The organism is Streptomyces sp. NPDC001903 (assembly GCF_042891345.1).
Taxonomy (GTDB): domain Bacteria; phylum Actinomycetota; class Actinomycetes; order Streptomycetales; family Streptomycetaceae; genus Streptomyces.
This window is the reverse complement of record NZ_JBIASZ010000020.1, coordinates 103,158-124,713: the sequence shown is the minus strand read 5'-3', so window position 1 is coordinate 124,713 and position 21,556 is coordinate 103,158. Positions and strand designations below refer to the sequence as shown.

At 68.1% G+C, this 21,556-nt stretch carries 23 protein-coding genes and 1 pseudogene; 15 read left to right on the top strand and 9 right to left on the bottom strand.

The annotated features are described in order from the left end of the window. Positions 1 to 60 precede the first annotated feature (60 nt). Positions 61 to 273: a hypothetical protein gene (locus ACFYZS_RS33450; RefSeq protein ID WP_389020965.1), complete on the bottom strand. Its 213-nt coding sequence runs from the start codon at positions 271 to 273 to the stop codon at positions 61 to 63. 578 nt (positions 274 to 851) lie between these two features. Between ACFYZS_RS33450 and ACFYZS_RS33445 the strand changes: the two genes are divergently transcribed. The 3 genes from ACFYZS_RS33445 to ACFYZS_RS33435 are packed head-to-tail and all read left to right on the top strand — an operon-like array spanning position 852 to position 3,515. Further along, complete coding sequence (locus tag ACFYZS_RS33445; RefSeq protein WP_389020962.1) at positions 852 to 1,157, top strand: hypothetical protein; 306 nt, start codon at positions 852 to 854, stop codon at positions 1,155 to 1,157. 5 nt (positions 1,158 to 1,162) lie between these two features. Further along, on the top strand, positions 1,163 to 1,762 hold the full coding sequence (locus tag ACFYZS_RS33440) for a hypothetical protein (RefSeq protein WP_389020959.1): 600 nt from the start codon (positions 1,163 to 1,165) through the stop codon (positions 1,760 to 1,762). Further along, entirely contained in the window at positions 1,755 to 3,515 is a 1,761-nt protein-coding gene (locus ACFYZS_RS33435) for an IclR family transcriptional regulator C-terminal domain-containing protein (protein ID WP_389020956.1), read from the top strand. The genes ACFYZS_RS33440 and ACFYZS_RS33435 overlap by 8 nt, the downstream gene beginning before the upstream one ends. 423 nt (positions 3,516 to 3,938) lie before the next feature. On the opposite strand, the gene ACFYZS_RS33430 is transcribed toward ACFYZS_RS33435, so the two are convergent. Then, positions 3,939 to 4,472 carry a hypothetical protein gene (locus ACFYZS_RS33430; RefSeq protein ID WP_389020953.1) on the bottom strand — a complete coding sequence of 178 codons (534 nt, stop codon included), beginning with the start codon at positions 4,470 to 4,472 and terminating at the stop codon, positions 3,939 to 3,941. 171 nt (positions 4,473 to 4,643) lie between these two features. Between ACFYZS_RS33430 and ACFYZS_RS33425 the strand changes: the two genes are divergently transcribed. Further along, the gene (locus tag ACFYZS_RS33425; RefSeq protein WP_389020950.1) at positions 4,644 to 4,835 is read left to right on the top strand and encodes a hypothetical protein; all 192 of its coding nucleotides are present in this window, start codon (positions 4,644 to 4,646) and stop codon (positions 4,833 to 4,835) included. A gap of 475 nt (positions 4,836 to 5,310) precedes the next feature. Further along, complete coding sequence (locus ACFYZS_RS33420) at positions 5,311 to 5,550, top strand: WhiB family transcriptional regulator (protein ID WP_389021093.1); 240 nt, start codon at positions 5,311 to 5,313, stop codon at positions 5,548 to 5,550. Positions 5,551 to 5,558: 8 nt separating this feature from the next. Here ACFYZS_RS33420 and ACFYZS_RS33415 read toward each other — a convergent pair whose 3' ends face one another. Together ACFYZS_RS33415 and ACFYZS_RS33410 are read right to left on the bottom strand one after the other, a co-directional pair. Then, a complete protein-coding gene (locus tag ACFYZS_RS33415; RefSeq protein WP_389021090.1) occupies positions 5,559 to 6,536 on the bottom strand; it encodes a DUF4238 domain-containing protein in 978 nt (325 codons plus the stop codon). Between the two features lie 102 nt (positions 6,537 to 6,638). Continuing rightward, positions 6,639 to 7,301 carry an HNH endonuclease family protein gene (locus ACFYZS_RS33410; RefSeq protein ID WP_389021087.1) on the bottom strand — a complete coding sequence of 221 codons (663 nt, stop codon included), beginning with the start codon at positions 7,299 to 7,301 and terminating at the stop codon, positions 6,639 to 6,641. A 1,434-nt stretch (positions 7,302 to 8,735) separates the two neighbouring features. On the opposite strand from ACFYZS_RS33410, the gene ACFYZS_RS33405 reads away from it, so the two are divergent. Continuing rightward, a complete protein-coding gene (locus ACFYZS_RS33405; RefSeq protein WP_389020947.1) occupies positions 8,736 to 9,758 on the top strand; it encodes a phosphotransferase in 1,023 nt (340 codons plus the stop codon). Here ACFYZS_RS33405 and ACFYZS_RS33400 read toward each other — a convergent pair. Then, positions 9,755 to 9,913, bottom strand: coding sequence for a hypothetical protein (locus ACFYZS_RS33400; RefSeq protein ID WP_389020944.1), 159 nt, complete (start codon positions 9,911 to 9,913; stop codon positions 9,755 to 9,757). The genes ACFYZS_RS33405 and ACFYZS_RS33400 overlap by 4 nt on opposite strands. On the opposite strand from ACFYZS_RS33400, the gene ACFYZS_RS33395 reads away from it, so the two are divergent. Then, positions 9,899 to 10,063: a hypothetical protein gene (locus ACFYZS_RS33395; RefSeq protein ID WP_389020941.1), complete on the top strand. Its 165-nt coding sequence runs from the start codon at positions 9,899 to 9,901 to the stop codon at positions 10,061 to 10,063. The two genes, ACFYZS_RS33400 and ACFYZS_RS33395, sit on opposite strands and share 15 nt — an antisense overlap. Positions 10,064 to 10,254: 191 nt before the next feature. Here the strand turns inward: ACFYZS_RS33395 and ACFYZS_RS33390 are convergent, their stop codons facing one another. Together ACFYZS_RS33390 and ACFYZS_RS33385 are read right to left on the bottom strand one after the other, a co-directional pair. Then, a complete protein-coding gene (locus ACFYZS_RS33390) occupies positions 10,255 to 10,476 on the bottom strand; it encodes a DUF397 domain-containing protein (protein ID WP_389021084.1) in 222 nt (73 codons plus the stop codon). A 1-nt stretch (position 10,477) separates the two neighbouring features. Further along, complete coding sequence (locus tag ACFYZS_RS33385; protein ID WP_389021081.1) at positions 10,478 to 11,317, bottom strand: helix-turn-helix domain-containing protein; 840 nt, start codon at positions 11,315 to 11,317, stop codon at positions 10,478 to 10,480. A gap of 276 nt (positions 11,318 to 11,593) precedes the next feature. Here ACFYZS_RS33385 and ACFYZS_RS33380 point away from each other — a divergent pair, with 276 nt between their 5' ends. From ACFYZS_RS33380 to ACFYZS_RS33365, 4 genes and pseudogenes are all read left to right on the top strand, one after another. Further along, a complete protein-coding gene (locus tag ACFYZS_RS33380) occupies positions 11,594 to 12,076 on the top strand; it encodes an ATP-binding protein (RefSeq protein ID WP_389020938.1) in 483 nt (160 codons plus the stop codon). Positions 12,077 to 12,214: 138 nt separating this feature from the next. Next, positions 12,215 to 12,445: pseudogene (locus ACFYZS_RS33375) on the top strand (DUF6415 family natural product biosynthesis protein); the annotation flags it as partial. A gap of 112 nt (positions 12,446 to 12,557) precedes the next feature. Further along, complete coding sequence (locus ACFYZS_RS33370) at positions 12,558 to 12,788, top strand: DUF5999 family protein (RefSeq protein ID WP_389020936.1); 231 nt, start codon at positions 12,558 to 12,560, stop codon at positions 12,786 to 12,788. Between the two features lie 795 nt (positions 12,789 to 13,583). Beyond that, positions 13,584 to 14,489, top strand: coding sequence for a TauD/TfdA family dioxygenase (locus ACFYZS_RS33365; RefSeq protein WP_389020933.1), 906 nt, complete (start codon positions 13,584 to 13,586; stop codon positions 14,487 to 14,489). Between the two features lie 138 nt (positions 14,490 to 14,627). Here the strand turns inward: ACFYZS_RS33365 and ACFYZS_RS33360 are convergent, their stop codons facing one another. Continuing rightward, positions 14,628 to 15,401: a glycosyltransferase family 2 protein gene (locus ACFYZS_RS33360; protein WP_389021079.1), complete on the bottom strand. Its 774-nt coding sequence runs from the start codon at positions 15,399 to 15,401 to the stop codon at positions 14,628 to 14,630. 65 nt (positions 15,402 to 15,466) lie between these two features. Here ACFYZS_RS33360 and ACFYZS_RS33355 point away from each other — a divergent pair, with 65 nt between their 5' ends. From ACFYZS_RS33355 to ACFYZS_RS33340, 4 genes are all read left to right on the top strand, one after another. Further along, a complete protein-coding gene (locus ACFYZS_RS33355; RefSeq protein WP_389020930.1) occupies positions 15,467 to 16,723 on the top strand; it encodes a nucleotide sugar dehydrogenase in 1,257 nt (418 codons plus the stop codon). A 43-nt stretch (positions 16,724 to 16,766) separates the two neighbouring features. Further along, positions 16,767 to 18,161, top strand: a complete 1,395-nt coding sequence (locus ACFYZS_RS33350; protein ID WP_389020926.1) for a hypothetical protein — start codon at positions 16,767 to 16,769, stop codon at positions 18,159 to 18,161. Beyond that, on the top strand, positions 18,143 to 19,255 hold the full coding sequence (locus ACFYZS_RS33345) for a glycosyltransferase family 4 protein (RefSeq protein ID WP_389020923.1): 1,113 nt from the start codon (positions 18,143 to 18,145) through the stop codon (positions 19,253 to 19,255). The genes ACFYZS_RS33350 and ACFYZS_RS33345 overlap by 19 nt, the downstream gene beginning before the upstream one ends. 971 nt (positions 19,256 to 20,226) lie before the next feature. Further along, positions 20,227 to 20,544, top strand: coding sequence for a nucleoside triphosphate pyrophosphohydrolase (locus ACFYZS_RS33340; protein ID WP_389020920.1), 318 nt, complete (start codon positions 20,227 to 20,229; stop codon positions 20,542 to 20,544). A 249-nt stretch (positions 20,545 to 20,793) separates the two neighbouring features. Here ACFYZS_RS33340 and ACFYZS_RS33335 read toward each other — a convergent pair whose 3' ends face one another. After that, positions 20,794 to 21,312 carry an NUDIX hydrolase gene (locus ACFYZS_RS33335; protein ID WP_389020918.1) on the bottom strand — a complete coding sequence of 173 codons (519 nt, stop codon included), beginning with the start codon at positions 21,310 to 21,312 and terminating at the stop codon, positions 20,794 to 20,796. Between the last annotated feature and the right edge of the window lie 244 nt (positions 21,313 to 21,556).

The window sequence follows — 21,556 nt, the reverse complement described above, 5'->3', positions numbered from 1 at the left end:
CGCAGAGGGTGGTGGCCCGCAGTGCTGGCGTCAGTCAGCGGCACCGGTCGCCGCGGCCGGCTACCGGTGGATCACCGTGCACGACTCCCCCTGTACAACGTTGAACTCCACGCACAGCTTCGTGCCCTGCGCGCACTTCCTTCCGCCCTTGAACGTCCAGCCGACCGTGGAGAGCTTGGTCATGGCCGCGCTGACCGGGGTGGCGTCCTTCCACCCGGTGAGCTCCGACCGGTAGCCCTTCGGGGTGTAGGTGCTCACGCTAGTGCCGGTCACGACGCCAAGGCCGATCACCTGGGCGCAGCAGCGTCTCCGGCGGCTGGCCGCTGGCGCGGCGCTGGCTCGCTGTTGCAGCGCCTACGAACAACAGCATCAGGAAGCCCAACACGCTCAGCGGCCACGCGATGAACCAGCCGGCGATGAAGAGCAAAAGTCCTACCGCGACCAAACCCCTTATCCAGTCCGGTCCCTGCGCTTCAGCCACCGCATCCCACCCCCTCAGGTATTCGAGGCCACAGGGTACGCCCGCGATGGTCCGCCCGCGGCTGAACGAACAGACAGACGTAGCGCCTGGCCGTACGGAGGTGGTGGACACGCGCCGCACGGGCGTGACGGCTGCGGGCAAGGATCATCGCGCGTGCATCGCCGTGGCGGTAGCGCATCGGCAGGCGGCGTCCGGGCCGCCCGGCAGATCACCGCCAGCCCTTCACGAATACCGCAAAAACCCGTACACACGAGCGACCGTTAACCGTTGGGGGTGAATCTGTGATGGCGAGAGGAGATCAGGGACTTGTGCGGCGTCTGGTGGCGAGGGGGCGCCGACAGGTGCTCCACCGATAGATGGAGCCAGTTACATGACGGCGTTCATGGAGGCGGTCGGCTATGCCCCGGCCGCCCTGAGCGCGCTGCACGCGCTGGGCGCGCTGATGCGCCTGTGGCAGCACCGCAGGGCCGGGAAGTCAGGCCCCTGCGGGTGCGCCGTGCCGGCCGCCGGTGAGGACTCCAGCCCAAGCAGCGAGAGCGGTCCGCTGGTTCAGGACCGCTTCTCAGCGGCCCCCGCTGCCGTGGTCACGGTGACGCTCGAAGGACTGCCCGCGGGGGCGGTCACCGTGGTGACCGTGACCACCGCTCTCGGAGCTCCAGGGCGGGGCCGGTGGTAGGGCCGGTGGTCGGTGACGGCCTCGACGGCGAGTCCGCCGTCCTCATCGACGTCGCGCAGCGGCTGCTCGATCTGTACCCGGAGTTCTGTGCGCGTGAGCCGTACGCGGTGCAGCGCGACTTCCCCGGGCTGTCGCTGGCGTCGTGTCAGGACGCGGTGCAGGAGGCCTATCTGGCGACGGGGCGGCTCGCGGTCGCGGGCCGGCTCCCCCAGGGCACCGATCTGGCCGCCTATCTTCGCCGGGCCGCGCGTAACCGGGCCAGGTCGGAGATCCGCCGCCAGACCCGGGCCGACCAGCGCCTGCTGGTGCGGGGGCGTGAGGCTCCCGGTGCCACGGCCGCGGCCGACTTCCTTATCAGGCAGGACCTTCTTGAGGGCCTGGTGATCCCGGCGATCCGGGCGATGAAGGAGAGCAGACGGCGCAGGGTGGTGGAGTTGCAGAGCCGTGGCTGGAGTGATGAGCGGATCGCGGCCGAACTCGGGATACCCCTTTCGCGCCTGCACCGCGACCGGTACGACGCGCTGCGCTTCCTGCGCCGCAAACTCGCCCGGCATATCCGGGCCGGGCTCGGAAAGAACCACCAGCACGGACAGAAGGGTGACTGATGTGAGCACGTACGACGATCACGGCGGCGGGCGAGGTCGCCCGGAGCCGGTGGTCCCGGCCGGGCTCGCGCACCTCCTGGCCCAGCTCGCCGGGGAGCCAGACCACTGGGACCGCCCCGAAGGCGACTTCGGACCGCTCTCCCACCTCTACAAGCTGAGCGGCAGTGAACGCGCGCTCGCCAACTCGCTGTACCGGCTCGGCACCAAAGCCATGGTCCGCGGTGAGCTGGAACGCGCGGTCGAATGCCTGGGCGCGGCGGCGGAAGCCGGGCACCCCGGGGCCTTGTTCAGGCTCGCTGTGGTGACCGCGAGGACGGACGGGCCGCTGGCCGAGGTAAGGTTCCTGATCGCCGAGGCAGCCCGCCACGGGCACCGGGACGCCCAACGCCTCCTCGCCGCCACCGCCGGCCGCCCCGCCGGGGCACTGGACACCGAAGACCCCGAATACGCGGGCGAACTGCGCCTGGCGCTCGGCCTGACCTCCCGCACCGAGCAGCAGACCGTACGCAAGCACACCCCCGCTGTCGTGAACGCCATCCAGTCCGGCACGCAGTACGCATTCGGTGGCGGTGCCGCGGCCCTGCTCATGCCCGTCCCCGTCCAGCGCCTGGCCCACCACGACAGCAGCCCGAGCCTCAGCCTCAGCATCCCCCGGACACCCCCCGGTACGGAACGCGGCACCCGAGTACGCCCCTCGACCGCTCCCCCCACAACCTCGGCACCCGATCCGGTCGCCCGGGGCGCGGACGCCGGTCGCCGGCGCGAGGCGGCGCCGGTGTCCGGGCTGGTGCTGCCCCTGCGCACGGCCAGCGCACCGCACACGGCCGCGGAAGGAGCCGGCGCGGCGGCGCAGGAGGGCGATCCGTGGTGGTCGGCGCACGCGCTGCGACCCGCTCGCCTGACCGGCCTGGCCCGCAACATGCCCGTGGTCCAGCAGGCCGGCCGTCAGTGGGAGGCAGTCGCCCGAGCCCAGGACATGCTGCACCTCATCGTCCAGGCAGACGGGATCTCCACCCGCGAGGTCACCCGGCGCAGCGGGCTGAGCTTCGCCTCCGCCACTCGCCTGCTGCACTGGCTGCGCGGCCAGCAGCTCATCGAAAGCATCGCCGGCGAACACCACCCCGGCCCCCGCCTGAAGCTCACCACGACGCCCGGACACGAACACGCACTCGTCCGGGTCACCCTCGACGAGCTGTGCGCGCAGCTGGGCGCGGCGGTCTACTACTCCCGCTACACCGATGGCGAGCTCGCCGTGGTGACCTCGGCCTCCGGGCCCGAGGCTCCTCCGGTCGTCGAGGGCGTGCCCTTCCCCGAGGTCGCGCACGCCTCCGCGGTCGGCAAGAGCCTCCTCGCGCAGCTCGACTTCGCCGGACGCATGGACCACCTGGCCCGCTACAAGCCCCGCGCCCTGACCGGCCGGACCATCACCGACCCCAGACAGCTCTTCGCCGAACTCGACGTCCACGGCCCCCAAGCAGGCCAATTCGACCTCCTCGAATACTCCGACAAGGAAGTCTGCGCCGCGTTCCCCCTGGCCATGCCCGGCCGCGCCGCCTGCATCGCCCTGTCCCTGCCCGCCCACCTCCACCCGCGGCTACTGGAGACCGCCCACACCCTCAGCCAGCACTCCGCCGGCATCCATTTGGCGCTCTTGCTCGCCGCCACCGCCGACACCAGCCCCACCAGCCGGCCCGCCGCGGCCGGGCCAGGACCTCGGGCAGCCGGAAGCAGAACCGCCCTCGCACTGCCCTGACCACCGGCCTGCTGATGGCGGGGCCAACCCGCCAATCAGGACGCCATGGCACCCCGGCCGCAACCACGGACGCCACCACAGCAGCACGGGGCCGCCACCAGACCCGGTGGCGGCCCCGAAGCTGCTCTCTGGAGATCCGGCAGCCAGGCGGGGGCGTGACCGTGCGGCGATGCACCGGCTTCCCCGGCCCGGGACAACAGAGGGCCGGCGTAGCCGCGCGGGCCTGATCATCGAAGGGTGGCGACAAGTGCGCTGGCGCCTCGCGGTCATGGCGATCACGCGGAAACGTAGGGGTTCGGGATGGATGGGACCCGACGCGCGGCCTTCGCAGCCGAGGACGCAGGTTTCGAATGCGGCCGGACCCACCCCACCCGCACAAGGTGGAGCCCGCCGCCATCTTGGCCAGGGGCTCCGTAAGGGTGGTCACTGCGATAGGTGGCGGGCGTAGCGTTCGTGGGCGGACTGGCGTGTGCAGCCGAGCGCGGTGCCGATCGCCTCCCAGGAGACCATCGCCTTGCGGGCTCTACGGACCGTTTCGAGGGCGAGGGCCGGGGTGGTGTCCTGGAGACGGGCGATCGCGCGCAGTGCGGTCACGGGGCTGGTTGTCGATAGTTCGGTGATCCGGTCCTGGAGGGTGATGAGCATCTGCTCGACGTCGCGGGGGATCAGGCCTTCGATGGTGGTGACGTGGTATTCCCAGTCCGAAAACGGGCCGGTCCTGGCCTCCTCGCCCTCAGTCGCCGTGACATCACCCCACACCACCGGGTGGATGGTGTTTGCGCGCCAGCCGCATCCGCAGGCGCTTTTCACCGCGACAGCGCGTTCGGAGACCGTGCCGTCGCTGTCCCACCACGCGGTACTCCCGCCCAAAGCCTCCACCGGCGGCGCCTCACGCCCATCGGGCAAAACCGCGACGACCACACCCTCATGACGACCCGTCTCATCCACCCACACCACGCCCCGACACCCCTCTCACACCCACGGCGGCGTCAGGATTCCCTGACACCGTCACGATGTCAGGGAATCCTGACGAGTGGTGGCGCTTTCCGTGAACCGGTACGCCCCGACAGGCCTGGGCGAACGGCCGGCGGGGGTGACCGGCGGGGCCGGACGGCCGTTGTTGCGGGTATGGACGAGACACTGGACCTGCTGGACACGCTCCTCGACGGAGTGAGCGAACCACGGCTGAAACTGATCAGCGCCGACGAGGCACGCGCCCTGATCGTGCTCCTCGGACTGCTCGAAGAAGGCGACCAGAGCGAAGACGTACGCCGGGCCGCAGGCGACATGCGATTCCGCCTCGGATCCCGCCTCACCTGACCCGCATCCCGCCGCACCGCGGCATGCCTAACAGGCAGCTGCCCGGGTCGTGGCAGCCGCATCCGTGCGGAGCGCTCCACGCCGTTCAGGAGACGCCGCAGAGAGAGGCATGGCCGGGTTCGTGCCTCGCTGCGTCGGGCCTCACTGTTCCCCGCGGCTCCTCGCAAGGCGTCGCGGCTGGCGGCTGCCCGCCTGGGTCCAGTCGGCGAACCACCAGGCTGCGGTGACAATGGCAGCCCAGAGAAGGCCTTGCAGCACGGCTTGTGGCCACGGGGCCCACTCACCCCACCGCTCGACTCCCGTCAGCGTTCCCCAGGCCACCACGAGGACCACGGCCGTACGTACACGTCGATGCTTGAACATGCGCACAACCTGCCCCGGACGCCGAAGGCCAACAGAGATCAGTACGGCATTGTCAGATCAGGCCGTGGTGAAAAAGTGCGCTGGTCCCCTCGCTGGCCGCATAGAGCCACGGATCCCGGTCAGGTGCGCGAGTGCCCGAGCGGCTTGCCGCGAGGAAGACCCGGACCTGTTCTTCCCCATCGGGACCAGTGGCCCAGCCCTGCTCCAAATCGAGGAAGCCAAGGCAGTGTGCCGCCGATGCCCGGTCCTGGAGCGCTGCTTGGAGTGGGCCCTCGAAGGGGGCACAGACTGGGGCGTGTGGGAGGTGGCCAGCGCTCCGGAGCGGCACAGCACATGGGCTTCTCCGCCCTGAGGCCGGAGCTACTGGGCATCTCCGGACGCCAGGGCCTTTCGAATGGTGCGGTCCAGTCGGCTGCCGGGTCGGTAGTACACGTAGCGCGTGGCTGCCCGTATCTGCAGCCTGTTCATGACGTCTCTACCCTCGTCGCTGAGTACGCCCTGGACGTGTTCACGGCCGAGGGTCAGCAGGTGCTTGGGGCCAAGCGGTATCACCATGGTGGTGGCGTCGCCGATCGCTGTTCCGTAGACCCGGCCGTCTTGGTCCATCCGAAGGGTCTGTGCTGGCGTGTCCCCGATGAGCAATTCGCCGGAGGCAGGGGCGTGGATCTCCAGGCCGGCAGTAGCAATGCGCTCGCGGACCTTATGGAACATCTCCTCCATGCGGATGCGGAGCAGCGCACCGCTCTCGAACAGCTCGTCCGTGGGGCGCAGAAGCTCGTCGATCATGTGCTGCAAGCCTTCCGTCCCTGTCAGGTGGAGGCCGAACTCTTGAAGTGCGGCGGCCCTGATGAGGTCTTGGCCGCTGGTGAGGAGCCAGCGGCTGCTCAGGGACCGAAAGTCGGTGTAGATGCGATCGAAGGCATCACGGTAGAAGTAGGAGCGCACCCAGTGGAGCGCCACCAGGTCGCGCAATACGGGGTGGTGTTCAGGCTCGTCGAAGAGCCTCCCCGAATCAAGGGACGCGAACGCACGGGGCAGGTTCTGCTCAGTGCGGGCCCACGTGGCCTCCAGGGATCCCGAGGCAAAGGGCACGAAGTCCGGCGCCCAGCCACATCCCGCTGGGCCCTTCAGCTTGTGCGCCTGGTGCGGATGGTGAAGGTCGAAAGGGTAGAGCTGGGGCCCTGCTCCACGAGACCCCGGGGCGGTGAAGCGCTTGAGCAGCACGCGGGACACCAGGTGCTGCCGACGGACGGGACGGCCCGGCGTGTGTTCCAACTCCCGCACTCGGGACCAAAAGGAGTCCGAGGCCGTGCCCCGTACATCAGGACTTCTCACCATGTCATCAAGAATCCCAGAGCCGACAGACAACGGAAACGGAATATCAGAACGCGGCAAAGGGCTGCCACCTGTCGAGGTGGCAGCCCTCACCTTCAGACTGCCCTACGGAGCGGGGGTGAACTCCACGTTGGTGCCACCGCAGCCGGCCGCGATGTCCAGCAGGCGCTCGCGCTCTGCGCCATCGGCGGCCAGGCCCCAGCGGAGCTTGGTGGCCGTCCACTCCGCCCCGTACCGGCACAGCGCGTCCGGCGCCGGCGGCAGCCACTCAGCCGGGTCCTGGTCGGCCTTCGACCGGTTCGAGCGGGCCATGACAGCGACCAGGGAGGACAGTTGGCCCTGGTCGTTCGCGTACGCCTCGCGCCTTTGTGCGGTCCACGAACTGGCGCCCGAATCCCAGGCCTCGGCGAGAGGGACCATGTGGTCGATGTCCAGGCCGGACGCGTTGGTGACTGTGGTGTCGTCGTAGTACGACCACCACACGCCCCCCGTCAGCGCGCAGCCCGGCCCGATCTGCGGGTACTCCACCGCCTCCGACAGCAGCACCTCGGCGCGGGTGTTGCAGCCGTCCGCCGGGATGTCGCCGGCGTTCCAGTGCTTGAAGCTGGTGCGCTGGTAGCCGGTGCGGTCCTCGACCGCGAGCGGCAGCGCGGACACCGCGACACCCATGGGGAGGACCTGCGGAACGGCCGCGGGCTGTTCCGCGGCATACGCCGCGGTCGGCGGGGACAGAGCGAGAGCAGCGGCCGCCACAACGGCCCGCATCATGATCATCATGAGGCATGTTGTATCCGCTGCGACCCCGCCGGCGACAGGCGCACCCAGTCCGGTTCACCCTCCCGGGGCTAGCCTTTCACCGGCGAAACGCCACTGCACCCCGGCGGTCAGGAGTCGTCTTCCCTCCTCGGCCAGCGCGGCCCGGACCGGCCGGCGACGGCCGCCCAGTCCGTCGCCTGTGCACGCCTGTGCCGCCTCCCACCGCTCGTCGGTGCACTTCGCCCCGCAGCTGGCGCACACGGGACGGCACGCCTCACGCTCGGCTGCTTCTTCGCGGCCTGCTCCTGCGCCGCGCCACACCTTCGGGTGGTACTCCTCCCGAGCACGCGCGAACTCCTCCCGGGCGCGAGCGTCGGCGGCCTCGCGGCGGGGGTTGCCGATCGCCTGCCACAGGGGCTCCTTATGGTCGCGGCCGAAGCGGAGGAACACCGGTCCGGCCGGGCCGTGCTCGGTCAGGTTCTTCAGCCCGGTCGCGATGATCGGGATCCGCCCGTCGTACCGATGGTGGCCGGCCTTCTGCTGCTCGCCCTCCCACAGGTGCCTACGACGGCCTGGCCTGCCTCTTCGGAATCCGCTACTCCTTCGGCTTCCGCCCCGTGGCGGAAGATCGAGGCTTCCCGGACGGCTCCTCAACAGGCACTCCAACACTCATGACAGTCACAGTGCCAGGCGCACTCCCCGCCCGGCACCCAGCCCACCACCTTGACCAACAGATAGGAGCACCCCCCTTCCGCCAGCCTCAGACTTCTGCAACCCACCTTCTCCTCCCGCCGTTCCCTCTCCCTCTGTTCCAGTCCCTCAGCCCCCTCCCTATCCTTCCCCTCAACCTCACATCTCCTGCCACCCGCTTCCTCATCCCCCGCTCTTCCCTCCCCCCTCCTACCTATTAAGTCCAGCTAGTCACCAGCGAAGATTCTGGGTCTGACGAGGCAAAATGCCAGCAGCCCGCTGAAACCGCTTCCCCCTTTGCTTCCCCCCATGCCTCCCCCCTTGCTTCCCCCTCCGCCTCCCCCCATGTTTACCCTCCGTAGTGCACGCGTGCCCGCAGCCGTAAGTAACTCTCAGGCAGCACCGGCCGACACTGCCCCGAGGGCGAGCTCCCAACCCCGACCATGCGCGCCAGCGGCACAAGCCTGTTGGGGAGAGTCGCGGAGGATCTCCCAAGCAAACGCGGCCGGTGCGCTCGCAGCCGTCGTCGTCATGTCCGCAGCTGGGCCGACCTCGGCGGTTTCCAGCTCTTGCACGCACCATCCAAGGCGCAAGGCGTCGACTACACGATGGCGAGCCTGGAGGGTTCTGGCTCCGCCACGAGCGGAGTCCGGCGAGCCGGCGGCTATCCCCGATCGCTTCTTGCTCCGAACTCTCTGTGGGGACCTGAGTGACGAGTTCCGGTGCGGGATTCGGTGTCGGCGTACCGTGCTGCGGGTGACGGATACGACTCGAGAGGACGGTCTGGCGGCAGTACTGCCCACCCTGTCCAGCGCCTTCGGGCTCGGAGAGGTACGAGATCAACGGTTCCTTGCGCACGGCCTGATGAACCGGAACTGGCGGCTCGTGACGACCACGGGGGTGTACGCGCTCAAGGAGATCACCGACGTCCCTCTGCCGAAGGCTCGCAGGAACCTCGCGGTCCGCGTGGACCTGACCCATGAGGGCATCCCGGTGCCGACGCCGCTATTCGGCGCCGGTGGCGACTTCGTGGTGGAAGTCGGTGGTAATGGCTACTGCGTCCTGCCGTGGGTGGACGGCGAGCACCTTCAAGGGACTGACCTCCCGCTCGACCAGGTCCGCGATCTCGGTGCTCTCCTGGGCCGCCTACACGAGGGCCTGCAGCGGCATGGGCCTGGCTCGGTCCCGGAGCAGGCGCCGGTTGCGAAGGTCCGCGACGTGGCCGAGGCCGACCGGGCCGCCGCTGCTCTCGCGAGTCGCTTCCCGGCCGATCCGGTCACCGACTTGGACAAGGCTGCCGCCGAGGCCCTGCACGGCCGCCGCGGCCTCCTCGCGCGGTACGCCGATGCCCGGCCGGACGGCGAGGTGCCGGCCGGGCCGTACGGTTGGACGCACGGCGATTTCCAGTACCGCAACCTGCTGCGCCGGGACGTCCGGGTGGTGGCGGTCCTGGACTGGGACCGGCTCGAGGTCCGTCCGTACGGGGAGGAGGTCGCGCGGACCGCGCAGGTGCAGTTCGGGGTAGGTGGTGTCTTCGACCTCGACCGTGTCGCCGCGTTCTGCTCCGGGTACCGGTCCGTGATCGATCTGTCCGAGGGCGACCTCGCCGACACAGTGAAGCGGCTGTGGTGGAAGCGGCTGACCGACTTCTGGCAGCTGGAGTTCTACCTTGACCGCCAGGACCCCACCTTCGGCGAGATGTTCCTGACGGACGAGGCACTGCTGAACTGGCGGACTGACCGCGCCGACGATGTGCAGGCCGCCTACGCGGCCCGTTAGCCGGCGGCTGCCGCCGGGATGAGCCCGGCGGCAGCAAGCTCAGGCAGGCACGACCGGACCAGCGGCGCTGCGCCGGCCTTCGCGCCGAGCCCGGCCCGGTCAGCCGTCTCGATTGCCTGCACCCAGGCGTCCACGTCGTCGTGGTGGACGATCACGCCGCCATCCGCGACCGCAACGAGGAGTACGCCAACGGCAACGGCCTGACCATCGCCTATGCGGAGGCCTTGGGTGTGCCGGTCGACGCCTCGCACGAGCCATGGCGGGACCTGATCAGCGAGATCCGGCTTCTGCGCGTGGACTCGTAGGAAATCGTCGATCGGTTGTGCTCGATGCAGGCACGTGGCGGCTAGACCGGAAGAAGCCATAGCCTCCCACCTCCGCAACGCGGGTGGGAGGCCATGGCTCTATGGATTGTCGGAGCCATCGCTGACAATCTGTGGTTAGCGGGGACCGCCCGCCTCCCCGTCATGACCGGGGAGGATGGAGTGGTCCCCGCTCACACCGCCTGAGCGGTGGCGAGGCGGACGAAGGCGTCGAAGGCGCTGGCCGACAGCAGGAGAACCGGGCCTGCCGCACACTTAGAATCACGGATACCGATCCTACTGTGCCTGGTGGCCGAAAGGTCGGCGACCTCGACGCACTGAGACTCTCCGCCTCCTGAGTAAGACGACTTGCGCCACTCCACGTTACCCAGGTCGGTAGCGCTGAGGCTGGCCATTTCAGTCACGGGTCTTCCCTTTCATGTAGTCCTTGATCATTTCGCGCGAGGCATCGACGTTGAGGGCGGCATCCGCCACGGCGTCGAAGGCCATCGCGAACGCTTCTACATCTTCCGGATCCTCCAGAAAGACACCGCCTCGCAGGTGGTCGATCAGCACCACGGGCGGCCACGGGGACCGGAAATCCATCACGGTCATGTTGCTGGTGAGCCCGGGATGAGCCGGCGCTCCAAGCGGCATGACGCGGATCGTGACGTTGTCCCTCTTTGATAGATCCAGCAGACCACGGAGCTGGTCCCGCATCACATCGGGGGTCGCGCCGGACGGCGGGAACAGCGCTGACTCGTCGATCACGGTCTCCAGAAGCGCTGGATGCTCCGAGCGGGTCAGCACCATCTTCCGTGCCTGGCGAACCTGCACCAGCGAGTCGGCGTGCTTGCGAACTGCGGGACTTGGCGAACTGAAGATCGCACTGTGCGCGTACGCAGGCGTCTGCAGGAGCGCCGTGATCAGCTGCGGGAAGTACGTCTTGATCGAGACCGCGGCCTCCTCAAGCGCGATGCTGTCCGCGTACGGCTTGGGCAGCACCTCCTCGTAGGCTGCCCACCACCGTCGCTGATGTGACTGCACCACATCGGTGATTCCATGCACCGTTTCCGGATCGGTCACCCCGTATGCGGCGAGGAGAAGTGCGACTTCCGAGGCCTTGATCAGGTACTGCCCGGTCTCGACGCGGGACAGCCGCGTGCTCTCCCATCCGAGAACGGCTGCGGCTTGAACTCCGTTCATACCGGCCGCCTTCCGGAAGCGGCGTAGCAAGTACCCAAGTCTGCGCCTCATCACCGGTGGCGGAGTCTGAGAGGTCGTCATGGGCGCAGTTTGGCACAACATTGCGGCGCTGCCGAGAGAACATTCGTTCCATTTTCCTGCGGATTGGAACCGCAATATTGCGAAACTGCGGCAAGTAGGAGCATGCTCTACGCAGGCCATGGTGACGGGGCATCAGTTCATGATCATTCGTCACCTTGAGTTCAACTGGCCTGCCCTGCCTGAAGAGGAACACGACCTGCACGCTGCTGCGCCAACCTGCTCCCCGTCGACACGGAGGACTGCGCCATGCCAATCACCGCCCCGACGCTCGCCGACTTACTGAGACGCGCTCGGCTGCACGGTCCAGTCCCGGCGCGAATCGAGGCTTCCTTTGAGCGCACAGCGCAACTCGATCAGGATGTCCGCCGCGTGGGGCAGGCACGGCGCATTGCTCGTGCCTGGCTGCACCTGTGGGGGGCTGCTGATCTCGTGGACTCGGCGGTCGCAGCACTCTCCGAAGTCGTCACGAATGCGTTCGTGCACGGCCACGGGGACACGGTGACCGTACGGCTCACCCTCACCAATGGCCAACTGCTCATCCAGGTAGACGGCAGTGGCCCTTGGTTGCCCCAGGTGAGCTGTCCTGACCCCAACCAGCTGGACGAAGGCGGCCGCGGCTTGTGGCTCGTGGATGCTCTGTCCGACGGTTGGGGAGTCTTAGAAGGTGGCCAGGTATGGTGCATCATCCGTCCCACCACCTTGCGGGTGGAGCCGGAGACCGGCCAGTGAACGTGAGCGGCGGGTTCGACGTCGCGAGACGACCATCATCCGCATCCTCGAAGCCCTACGGCCAGTCCAGAGTTCCGACATCGTCGACTCGATCCTCGACACCCGCGAAGACATCCTGGGACCGACTACAGACCCGACGAGGACGAGATCCCCGATCTCAGCCTTCGGACACGTGGCTACCTCATGCAGCTCCTCGGCGCCGTTCCCGAGGACGAGACCCTCACCGACCTCGTCACAACGGCTCGTACCCTGCTCGACGTCGAAATACCCGGTGGTTACCTGGCCGTCAGGCTGCACCTGCGCCGCATGGCACTGGCCGCGTTCGGCCTGCTCGACCATCAGCCCCCCCCTTCCGGTCCCTCCCCATGACTCCGCGGCCCGTCGGCGAATCCCGGCGCCGGGCCGTGGTTCCAGCCGCCCTCCACCGGACGACTACACCCTCCCGAGTGCCCGGCGGAGGGCCCACACCCGAAGGACCGTCATGTGCCAGCACAAGCCGATCTGCCCGCCGGCGCAAGCCGCCGACCGGGAGGCCGCCAAACCCGTGGCCAACCACCCCGACCAGGGATGGAGCCTGTTGTGCAACGGTGTGGTGCTCTTCGAGGACACCGGCGGGCTGCTGCCCGACGGCAGGACGATCGAGCCGCACCGTGCGACGGGCGCCTCGTATGTTCCAGTCTCCTCCGCGAGCGGCTCGGCGGTGGCTCGATGAGACGACTGCCCCCGCCGGACCCCGAGTCTCTTCCTGGAATCCGCGTCAACACCACTTACACCAGAACTGGATCGTGGCCGGTCGCCGCCCTATTCCACCCGCAGGCTCACTCTCAGCGTGGCCGCCGGGACGGCGATGCTGGCTATCGCGTCCGGGCTCACCCTCCGCTACGGCCACAGCCTTCCGAAGACTGGCCAGCATGTCTACAACATCTCGGGCTGCTGGGCACTGGACTACGGCCACCCCGCGACGTTCTGCGGTTCGCGCCGCCAGACCACATCTCGCCACACGTGGTGCGCGCGCCCCGGTGCGCTCGTCGCGGTCAGCTTGGAGCCTGAGCCGCGCCCTGCCGAGCCCGAGCACCATCTGCTCACCGGTCGGACCGCCTTGAGACAGCACGCCCCGCGTGAATGGGTCCGTGGGCGGTGAAAACGCCAACGACACCGTCAAGAGGGCTCGAGTCTATGGAAGAGCTACTCACCGTGCCCGGGCAACGTGGCGACTTCTGACCCGCCCGAATGCGACTGGCAGAGAGCGTACTGAACTCTGCGTTGGAACAAGATCTGGATCGAGGACGGTCTGGCCCCGGTACACGACGCGCGAGGCGTTCTGATCCAGCGGGCCCGCGACAGCACGCTCGGCCTCGAGGACAGCCTCACGGCCGTACGCGCCGCAGCCGACCGCCCCTGAGCAGCGGCCAGAACCGAGTTACCCGCCAAGAGATTCGAGCGGACTCGGTGAGAACGCCGGCGCCCGAACGACACCCCGAAAGCCCCAAGAGACAGGAAGCCCCGCGTGTTCATCGACATCCCGCGTGAACTCGAAGCCGCTCTGATCGACCTTCCTCTCCCGATGTGGAAACTGGACGGCTCGGCCCTGGCGAAGTTCACCATGGAGGAGTACCGGACCCAGCTGGCAGCCGCTCCGCAGTTTGCGGAGACCGGCGCGACACTGCGCCACGCGCTGACCGGGGATGGCGGCGGATTCGCCGTGCTGCGCCTGGGGAGCCTTGCCCAAGCCCTGTGCGGGGCAGACGGCGACCGGTTTCTGCGGCTGGCGACTGGATTCGCGGCCGAGGTGGCCGTCCCCTTCTCGCCGTTCCCGCGGTGGCCCCTGTGGAAGGACATCGGCGTCAAGGTCGATAAGGACCCTGGCAAGTCCAGCGGCATCGGGTACAACGCGTTCCACATGGACCTGGTGAACGGAACCCTGCCCCCGGACTACACCACGCTCCTGTGCGTTCGCCCCGATGTGCTTGGCGGTGGCCCGAGCATCCTCTCCGACGGCCACGCGGCGGTGGCGCGGCTGTCGGAAGACAGCCGCGCTCTCCTGGCCGAGGCGGCGTACCACTATGGGACCTTCTTCGACTTGCACGGCGTCGGAGAGGAGTACAACCCGTTCCCGATTCTGGACGGCTCCGACCCGGGCCAGGGGTTCGTCAGGTTCACCGCCAAGATGCTGGAGCGGTCCGAGCTCGGCCAGGCGCACGCCGATGCTGCCGAAGAGCTCGCCGAGGAGCTCGTCCGTGGGCAGGTCTCCTTAATGCTCCAGCCCGGGGACTACCTCATCGTGAACCAGCGCCGCTTCCTGCACGGCAGGGAGGCGCTGCACAGCGGTCAGGAGGCCGTCCCCGCCGCCAACCGGCGGCTACTCCTCCAGCTGTTCCTGCGCGCGGGGGCCAGCGACGGCTCGGCCGCATAGTCGGCCGGCGCCGCCGGTGCCCCTCCGGGTCCCGCCCCGGGTCGGCCACAGCGCGCGTGGCCTGGCTTTCGCGTGGGGCCGGGTCGGGCAGTACCTGGAAACGGTTGCGCTCCGGGCCCGCCGGTTCGTGCACGGAGCCTAGATTCGCGAGTTGCGCAGCGACTGCCACACTGCGCCAGCCAATGCCCGCGTGGCCCGGGGGACCGACAGATGTTCATGCTCGCGGTACAGGGCCCAGTTGTAGGGCACGAGTGAGAGCTTGTTGGAGGACAGCGATCCCGCCTGGTGGGCTCGGTAGAGCGCGAGCGGCTCGGCCAGGCCTCGAGCGTCGAAGCCGTCCCGCATGATCGAGAGCCAGAGGGCATAGTCCTGGCGCTTGCGCATTTCCGGCATCAGCCTCGTACCCAGGACGTTGCGGTCGTACATGGCGGTGAGGGCTCCGACGTGGTCTTGGACCAGCATCGCGCGGTAGTCGACGTGCTCCCGCGCGCGGACCACGCGGCCGTTCGGGATCCAGTCGGTGCTCTCGCCGTCGTAGTCGGCGTCCATCTTGAAGTACGAGGTGAAGGTCAACGGCGCATCGCCGTCCGCGGCGAAGGCGATCTGTTTTTCGGTCTTTTCCGGCAGCCACATGTCGTCGCTGTCGAGGAAGGCGATGTAGTCACCGCGCGCCCGCTCCATCGCAAGGTTGCGGGCCCGGCCCGCGCCACCCCGTTCGGGGGCCGATTCCGGCAGGATGCGCTCGTCCTGCTTGGCGAACGCGCGAAGCAGGTCCATGGAGCCGTCGGAGGACTGATCGTCGGTGATCAGCAGCTCCAGGTCGCTGTGGGTCTGTGTGACCACCGACCGAATTGCTGCGCCGAGAGTGGCTGCCGAGTTGTACACGGGCATCACGACAGACACCAAGGGCACAGCGATCTCCTTGCCAGACCAGGAATGACGGTCCATTCAAGCACCGCAATCGAGTAGGAGCTGCCATGCAGATAGTCGTCGCTGGTCAGGGCTACGTAGGGCTTCCGCTGGCCGTACGTGCCGCAGAGGTAGGTCACCGTGTCATCGGCTACGACGTGGATCCGCACCGCGTCCAGCAGCTCGCCGCCAGCGATTCGTACGTGGAGGACGTGGCCTCCTCGCGGCTCCGGGCGGTGCTGGACACCGGCGCGTACTCCGCGACCGACGACGCCGATGCGCTGGCCGGCTATGACATCGCGGTAATCACAGTGCCGACCCCGCTGCGGGACGGTGTGCCCGACCTGACCCACATCGAGACCTGCGCGCGGACTCTGGGCGAGCGCCTGCGCCCGGGCGCGACCGTGATCCTGGAGTCCACGACGTATCCCGGCACGACCGAGGAGCTGCTGCTGCCGATCCTGGAGGGCTCCTCGGGACTCAAGGGCGGGGTGGACTTCCGGGTCGGGTTCAGTCCCGAGCGCATCGCGCCGGGAAACAAGCGTTGGTCGTTCGAGGGAACACCGAAGCTGGTGTCCGGCATCGACGCCACGTCACTCGAAGTGATCAAAGAGTTCTACGACGGCATCTTTCACACCACGGTGCCGGTGTCCGGGCCCAAGGTCGCGGAGCTGGCCAAGCTGATCGAGAACACCTTCCGGCTCGTCAACATCTCCATGATCAACGAGCTGGCGACGCTGACCGCCCGCCTCGGTGTGAACATTTGGGAGGCGATCGATGCCGCCGGCACCAAGCCCTTCGGCTTCACCCGGTTCACCCCGGGACCGGGAGTCGGCGGGCACTGCCTGCCCGTCGACCCTCTGTTCCTCGCGTGGAAGATCCGGGAAGAGATCGGCGTCCCCTTCCGATTCGTGGAACTCGCTGACGACGTGAACCGGGGCATGCCCGACTATGTGGTCCAGCGCGTTGTGGCAGCACTCGACAAGCGCGGCGTGACCTTGGCCGGAGCCCGGATCCTGCTGCTCGGCCTGACCTACAAGATCAACGCGACCGACCTGCGCAACTCACCGTCGACACGTGTCGCTGAACTTCTGACCGACCTCGGCGCCGAGGTCCGCGTCGCCGAACCCAACGTCCCGAACAGCGTCGGCACCGAGTTGAGCGTTCGCCGGGTGGATGCGACGCCGGAGGAGGTCGCGGCCGCCGACGCCGTGGTCCTCCTGATGGACCACGCGCGATTCGACCTCGCGATGATCCAGCAGCACGCGGCCTGGGTTCTCGACTGCCGAAACCGCATGTCTGGAGTGAACGTCGAGGTCCTCTAGTACTCCCCCGATCGGCCCCTATCCTCCATCCCCAGGAGTTCTCTTGCGCGACGAATGGGAACACGCTCACACGGACTACACCGTGCCTGCGCAGCGTCGCAGCCCTGCCTCGCTGGCTGACAGCGAGGGCGACTGGCGCCACTACCTGGAACACTCGACCCCCAACGGCTGGCTGATCCGGAACAGCGCAATGACCGAGGCACTCATCAGCGGCAAACCGATGCACCTGCTGCACATCACCCGGGGTATCGACGCCATCCGCACCAGCCGGGAGATACACGTCTCCGCCGGCTGTCTGGTCGGCGCCCTGTACTGCTCACCCCTCGCTCGCCAGCGCGAGGGATTGCGCCCGCACAACCTCGGCGCCTACCTGATGCGGACAAAGCCATCCACCACGCCCCTGATCCTGGAGGTCACCCCGGATGCCCCGATCCGACCCAAGGGGATCGACTACCTGCATCTCGGCGCCATCCACCTGCGCACCTACCTGCGCTATCAGAGCTACCTCACCCCCGCCGAAAGCGACCGGCTCGACCGCGCCGTCCTGGCCGGCCTACGCGCCGCGGCCGCGTTCCTCGACATCGCCCTGCTCAACGCCATCGGCCACGCGACGCCGACACCGGCCTTCATCGACCAGCTTTCCGACGCGGTGGCCGACGTGCCGTTCCTCGGCTACCTGTACTTCGAGGTGCTGTCCGAATACCTGATGCTCCACTCCACCACCCCGGAGACCAAGGCCTACGCCGGGGAGGGCGAGCTGAACAACCTCCTCTACAAACGGCTCGCCTTCGCCGCCGTGGACGGCATGGATCAGCTGTTCGACCTGGCACGTTTCAGCCCGCGCCATCACCAGCTCATCCAGCTCATCGACGGCTTGGATCCGGCTCTCGGCCCGGGAGTCGCCGAGTACGTCCGGCGAAGGCTGTCCCACCTGCTCGCCCGCACTGCGCTGGCCCCGTCCCAGGACGTGTCAGCGGTCACGTTCCAGGGCACCGATATCGCTACGCTCCAGAAAGCAGCGCCTGGACTGATCGGCCAAATGGCATTCCGCGAGATCCGGTACATGGCCCGCTACGGGCAGCTGTATCACTGCTTCGAGAAATCAAAGGCTCTTGAGGTGTGGGACTACTGGAACAACGAGGGAATACCCACTCCCTTCAATGGGATCCTCCCCAAGGGAGAGATCGGAATAAATCCCGTCTACCCCCGTTCAGCAGTAAGGATCTGGGTGGCGGAACAAGACAGTAGGGGCTACTTACAGCCGATGGATGAGGTCGCGGCTGCTGTCACGCCCCACCTGGCGACGTGGTGGGCGCCTCCCCGTCAGCGTGGGATGCAGGACGCACCCGTGATTCACGAGCCGATTCAACGCGAGATCTCCAATTCCAGCCCATTGGCTATCGATGATCGGGGTTCCGCATGGCCGCCAAGTTCCTGAACATCCTCACCGGCATCAATCGCATCTCCGCGCCGTCCTCCGGAAGCATGATTCTCGTCGGCGACCTCTACGGCGCGATGCCTGAGACCCATACGACCTTCCTCGGCAGGGAACCGGTCGATCATGCCTGGCAGGCCGCGTTCGGTCAGCTGATCACCCTCTCAACGACAAAGCGGCCACACGGCCCAGACTTCGACCCCTACCTCGACGAGCTGACGCGTGAGGTCGGTGCTCTCATCAAAGAGATCCAGCCGCACGTCATCCACGCTCAGTACCTCGGGTTCGCCCTCAGCCAGGCCTTCACCCGCACTGCCGGCAACATCCCGATCATCTCCGTCGCCCACGGCCCCGACGTCATGGTGGCCGAGCGCAGCGCCCGGGAGCGCGAAGGCCTGAACGAAGTCGCTGCGGCAAGCGCCGCTATCGTGGCCCCGACTTTCGCCCTTGCGGACCGCATCGACCGTCTCACCGGACACCGATTCACCGACCGGCTCACCGTGATCCCGTGGGGTATCCATCTGAGCCATGCCCAGGTACGCGATCAATCGCCAACCGGCAGCGGCCCCCTCTCCCTGGTGCACGCCGGCCGTCTGGACGACAACAAATCCACGATCACCGCCGTCGAAGCCCTCGCCCTCACCCATCAACCGCACGACCTCACCATCATCGGCCAAGGCATCCGACGAGAGCACTTGGAGCAGCGGGCCCACGAACTCGGCCTACAGAACCGGGTTCGTTTCGACCCGTTCCTGCCCCGTGCCGAACTGTGGCGCCGCCTACCGAACTTCGATGCTTTCGTCTTCACCACGAGAGACCTGGAAGCGTTCGGACTCGTCCTCATCGAGGCCCAAGCCCACGGACTTCCCGTGGCCTACTCCGACCTTCCCGGCGTGAGGGAAATCCTCGGCAGCACCGGCGCTCCCTACACCCCCGGCGACCCGCGCTCCCTGGCCGACGCCCTGGACAAGATGGGCCGCGACCACCACCACCGACGCAGCGCCCTAACGAAGGCGGCTCTCAACAACGCACGCCGGTACGACATCGCCACCACCAGCCACCGACTTCGCGAACTGACGCTACGCGTCACCTCCTGACCCCGACGTACCTGTACACGCCAATTGCCATCGCTATCACGCTCCACGAACTCATGGCCGCAGGGAAGGTCGACCACTGGTTCCCTGGAACCTACGAGCCCGAGACGTTCACCTACGGCCGCAGCGCGGCCCTGGACGCCTCGCACTCGCTGTTCCACCGGTCAGCCACCTCCTCACCTATCCGCCCGGTCCGACCGGCCAGCACCTCGGCCGACGGAGACCGCCGTACTGCTGGGCAGCGCGATGATGCGCACCGCCGGACTCGACTGGTACGAGCAAGGCGATATCTGGGACAAGGTTGCCGAACTGCGCCCGCACACCGTCGGCGCCACGAGCGCCCCAGCCCCAGCCCCAGCCCCAGCCCGGCATCTCATCGCGATGCGCCGCCTCATGACCGCCAAGACGCAGGCACTCACCGAGGCCGGGGCCGCCCTGGACGGCCACCGCGACTGGGTGACCTCCTTCGAGGGGCTCGGCCAGACCTTGGCGCAGCTCGCCCAGTGAGCTGACCCGAGGCCTGCGCGCGATCCTTGCCCACCACGTTATCGTTCCCACCCATGCCGGCCTCCTCCACGTTTTGGATCGGCGACTACGCCGCTCGGCGGAACACCCCACTGCGGTGGTTCCGCTGCGCCGCCCCGGAGCCGAAGGTCGCCTGGTACCTGGAACGCGAGTGTGGGTGGACTCTCGTGCGCAAGGCACGCGACTGGGTCGGTTACTGAACTCGCTGCTGCAGAAGGCCCCCGAGCGGATGGAGCACTTCGAGCTGCTCGTCACGACCAGGGCCGACCTCACGATCGGCCCTGTCCTCCGCAGGGCGCTCCTCACGAGCGCTCACGCGGATCCGAAAGACTGACCACTTCGGGTGGATTCCTGGTTCTGATGGCGCCGGATGAGACGCCATCTCTACGCTCGAACAACACGGGGCCGGCCGCGCGGTCGGCCAAGGACGAACTGGTGCGGGAGAGTACGTGCTCACCGAAGGCAAGCTGGTACGGGACCGGATTCCTCAGATCATCCGCGCGGACGGAGCCGAGCCGGAGGTCTACGTGGCCGAGCCGGCGGAGTACCGGGAGCGGCTCCGGGCCAAGCTTGCCGAGGAGGTGGCGGAGTACATGGAGGCGGACGAGAGCGACGCCCCCGAGGAGCTTGCCGACATCCTCGAGGTCGCCTTCGCGCTCGCGGCGGACCTCGGCGTCGACCCTGCCCAGCTGGAGAAGATTCGGGCGTCCAAGGCCGAGCAACGGGGCGGCTTCTCGGAGCGCATTGTCTGGACCGGCAACCGCTGACCTGCGTGCCGGTCCCGCAACGCCTCTACAACTCAGACTTGACCAGCAAGATGTGACTCACCCCAGGCAGGGTCAGCCCGGCCGGCCTCCGTCGCGAACCGGCTGAACCAGCGAGAACGTCCCACTGACCATGCAGGCTTCGCCGGCCAAGGCCTATGCCCTCACCACCCCCGACGCCCCCACCGTGACGAGCTGGCTCACCGTCGTTGCCGCGCGGCCGCGCGTAACCGTGCACGGGCCGACAGAAGCTCAGTGCGCTACGATCGACCGCCCTGTCGCCAAAAGTCGTACGTGCGCCCGAATCCGCTCCCGGTCCGCGGGGAATACGCTCTCCCACTCCTCGTCCAGGTCGAACCAGCGTGGCGGCTGCCCGCTCTCCCCTCCCAGCGGTGCCGCGCGATCGATCACGGCCGCGTACGAGAGCCCCAGGGTCGCAGACCAGTCGGCGCGGTAGGAACGGACGGCCACGGCCGCCGGCAACGCCAGCAGTTCGCCCCGCAGCCCGGTTTCCTCCCCAAGCTCTCGCCTGGCGGCCTGGCGGGGCGTCTCCCCCGGCTCGACCTTCCCGCCGGGCGGCACCCACCCCCTCACCCGGTGCTTCACGAGCAGGACATGGGTGAACGAAGGGTCGGTGACCCACACCTCCGCCGAAAGCGGCGCCATCGGTGCCTGGCGGGCCCGGTCCAGCCACGCCAACGCCTCATCGTACTCCCGTACAGCCAGGCGGGCATCGGCGACCGCCGCTTCCACGGCCAGTTGGTCAGTCACCCGATTCACCCTATGCCTCCGTGCCCCACCGGCACAGCCCGACACCGCACAGAGCGGCCTCACGGTGGTCAACAGCCCAGGCACGCGCCCATCTCAACTAGGCTTACCTGACATGCCCGATGACACGAAACGCGCTGTTTGGATCGTCCCTGGCGCCATCCATCTCCTGAACGAGACCGCGCCCCGCCGCGCCTCCGACCCGGCTGTCCTTGTCAAGGTCGCGCCGCAGGAGATCTGTGTGCCG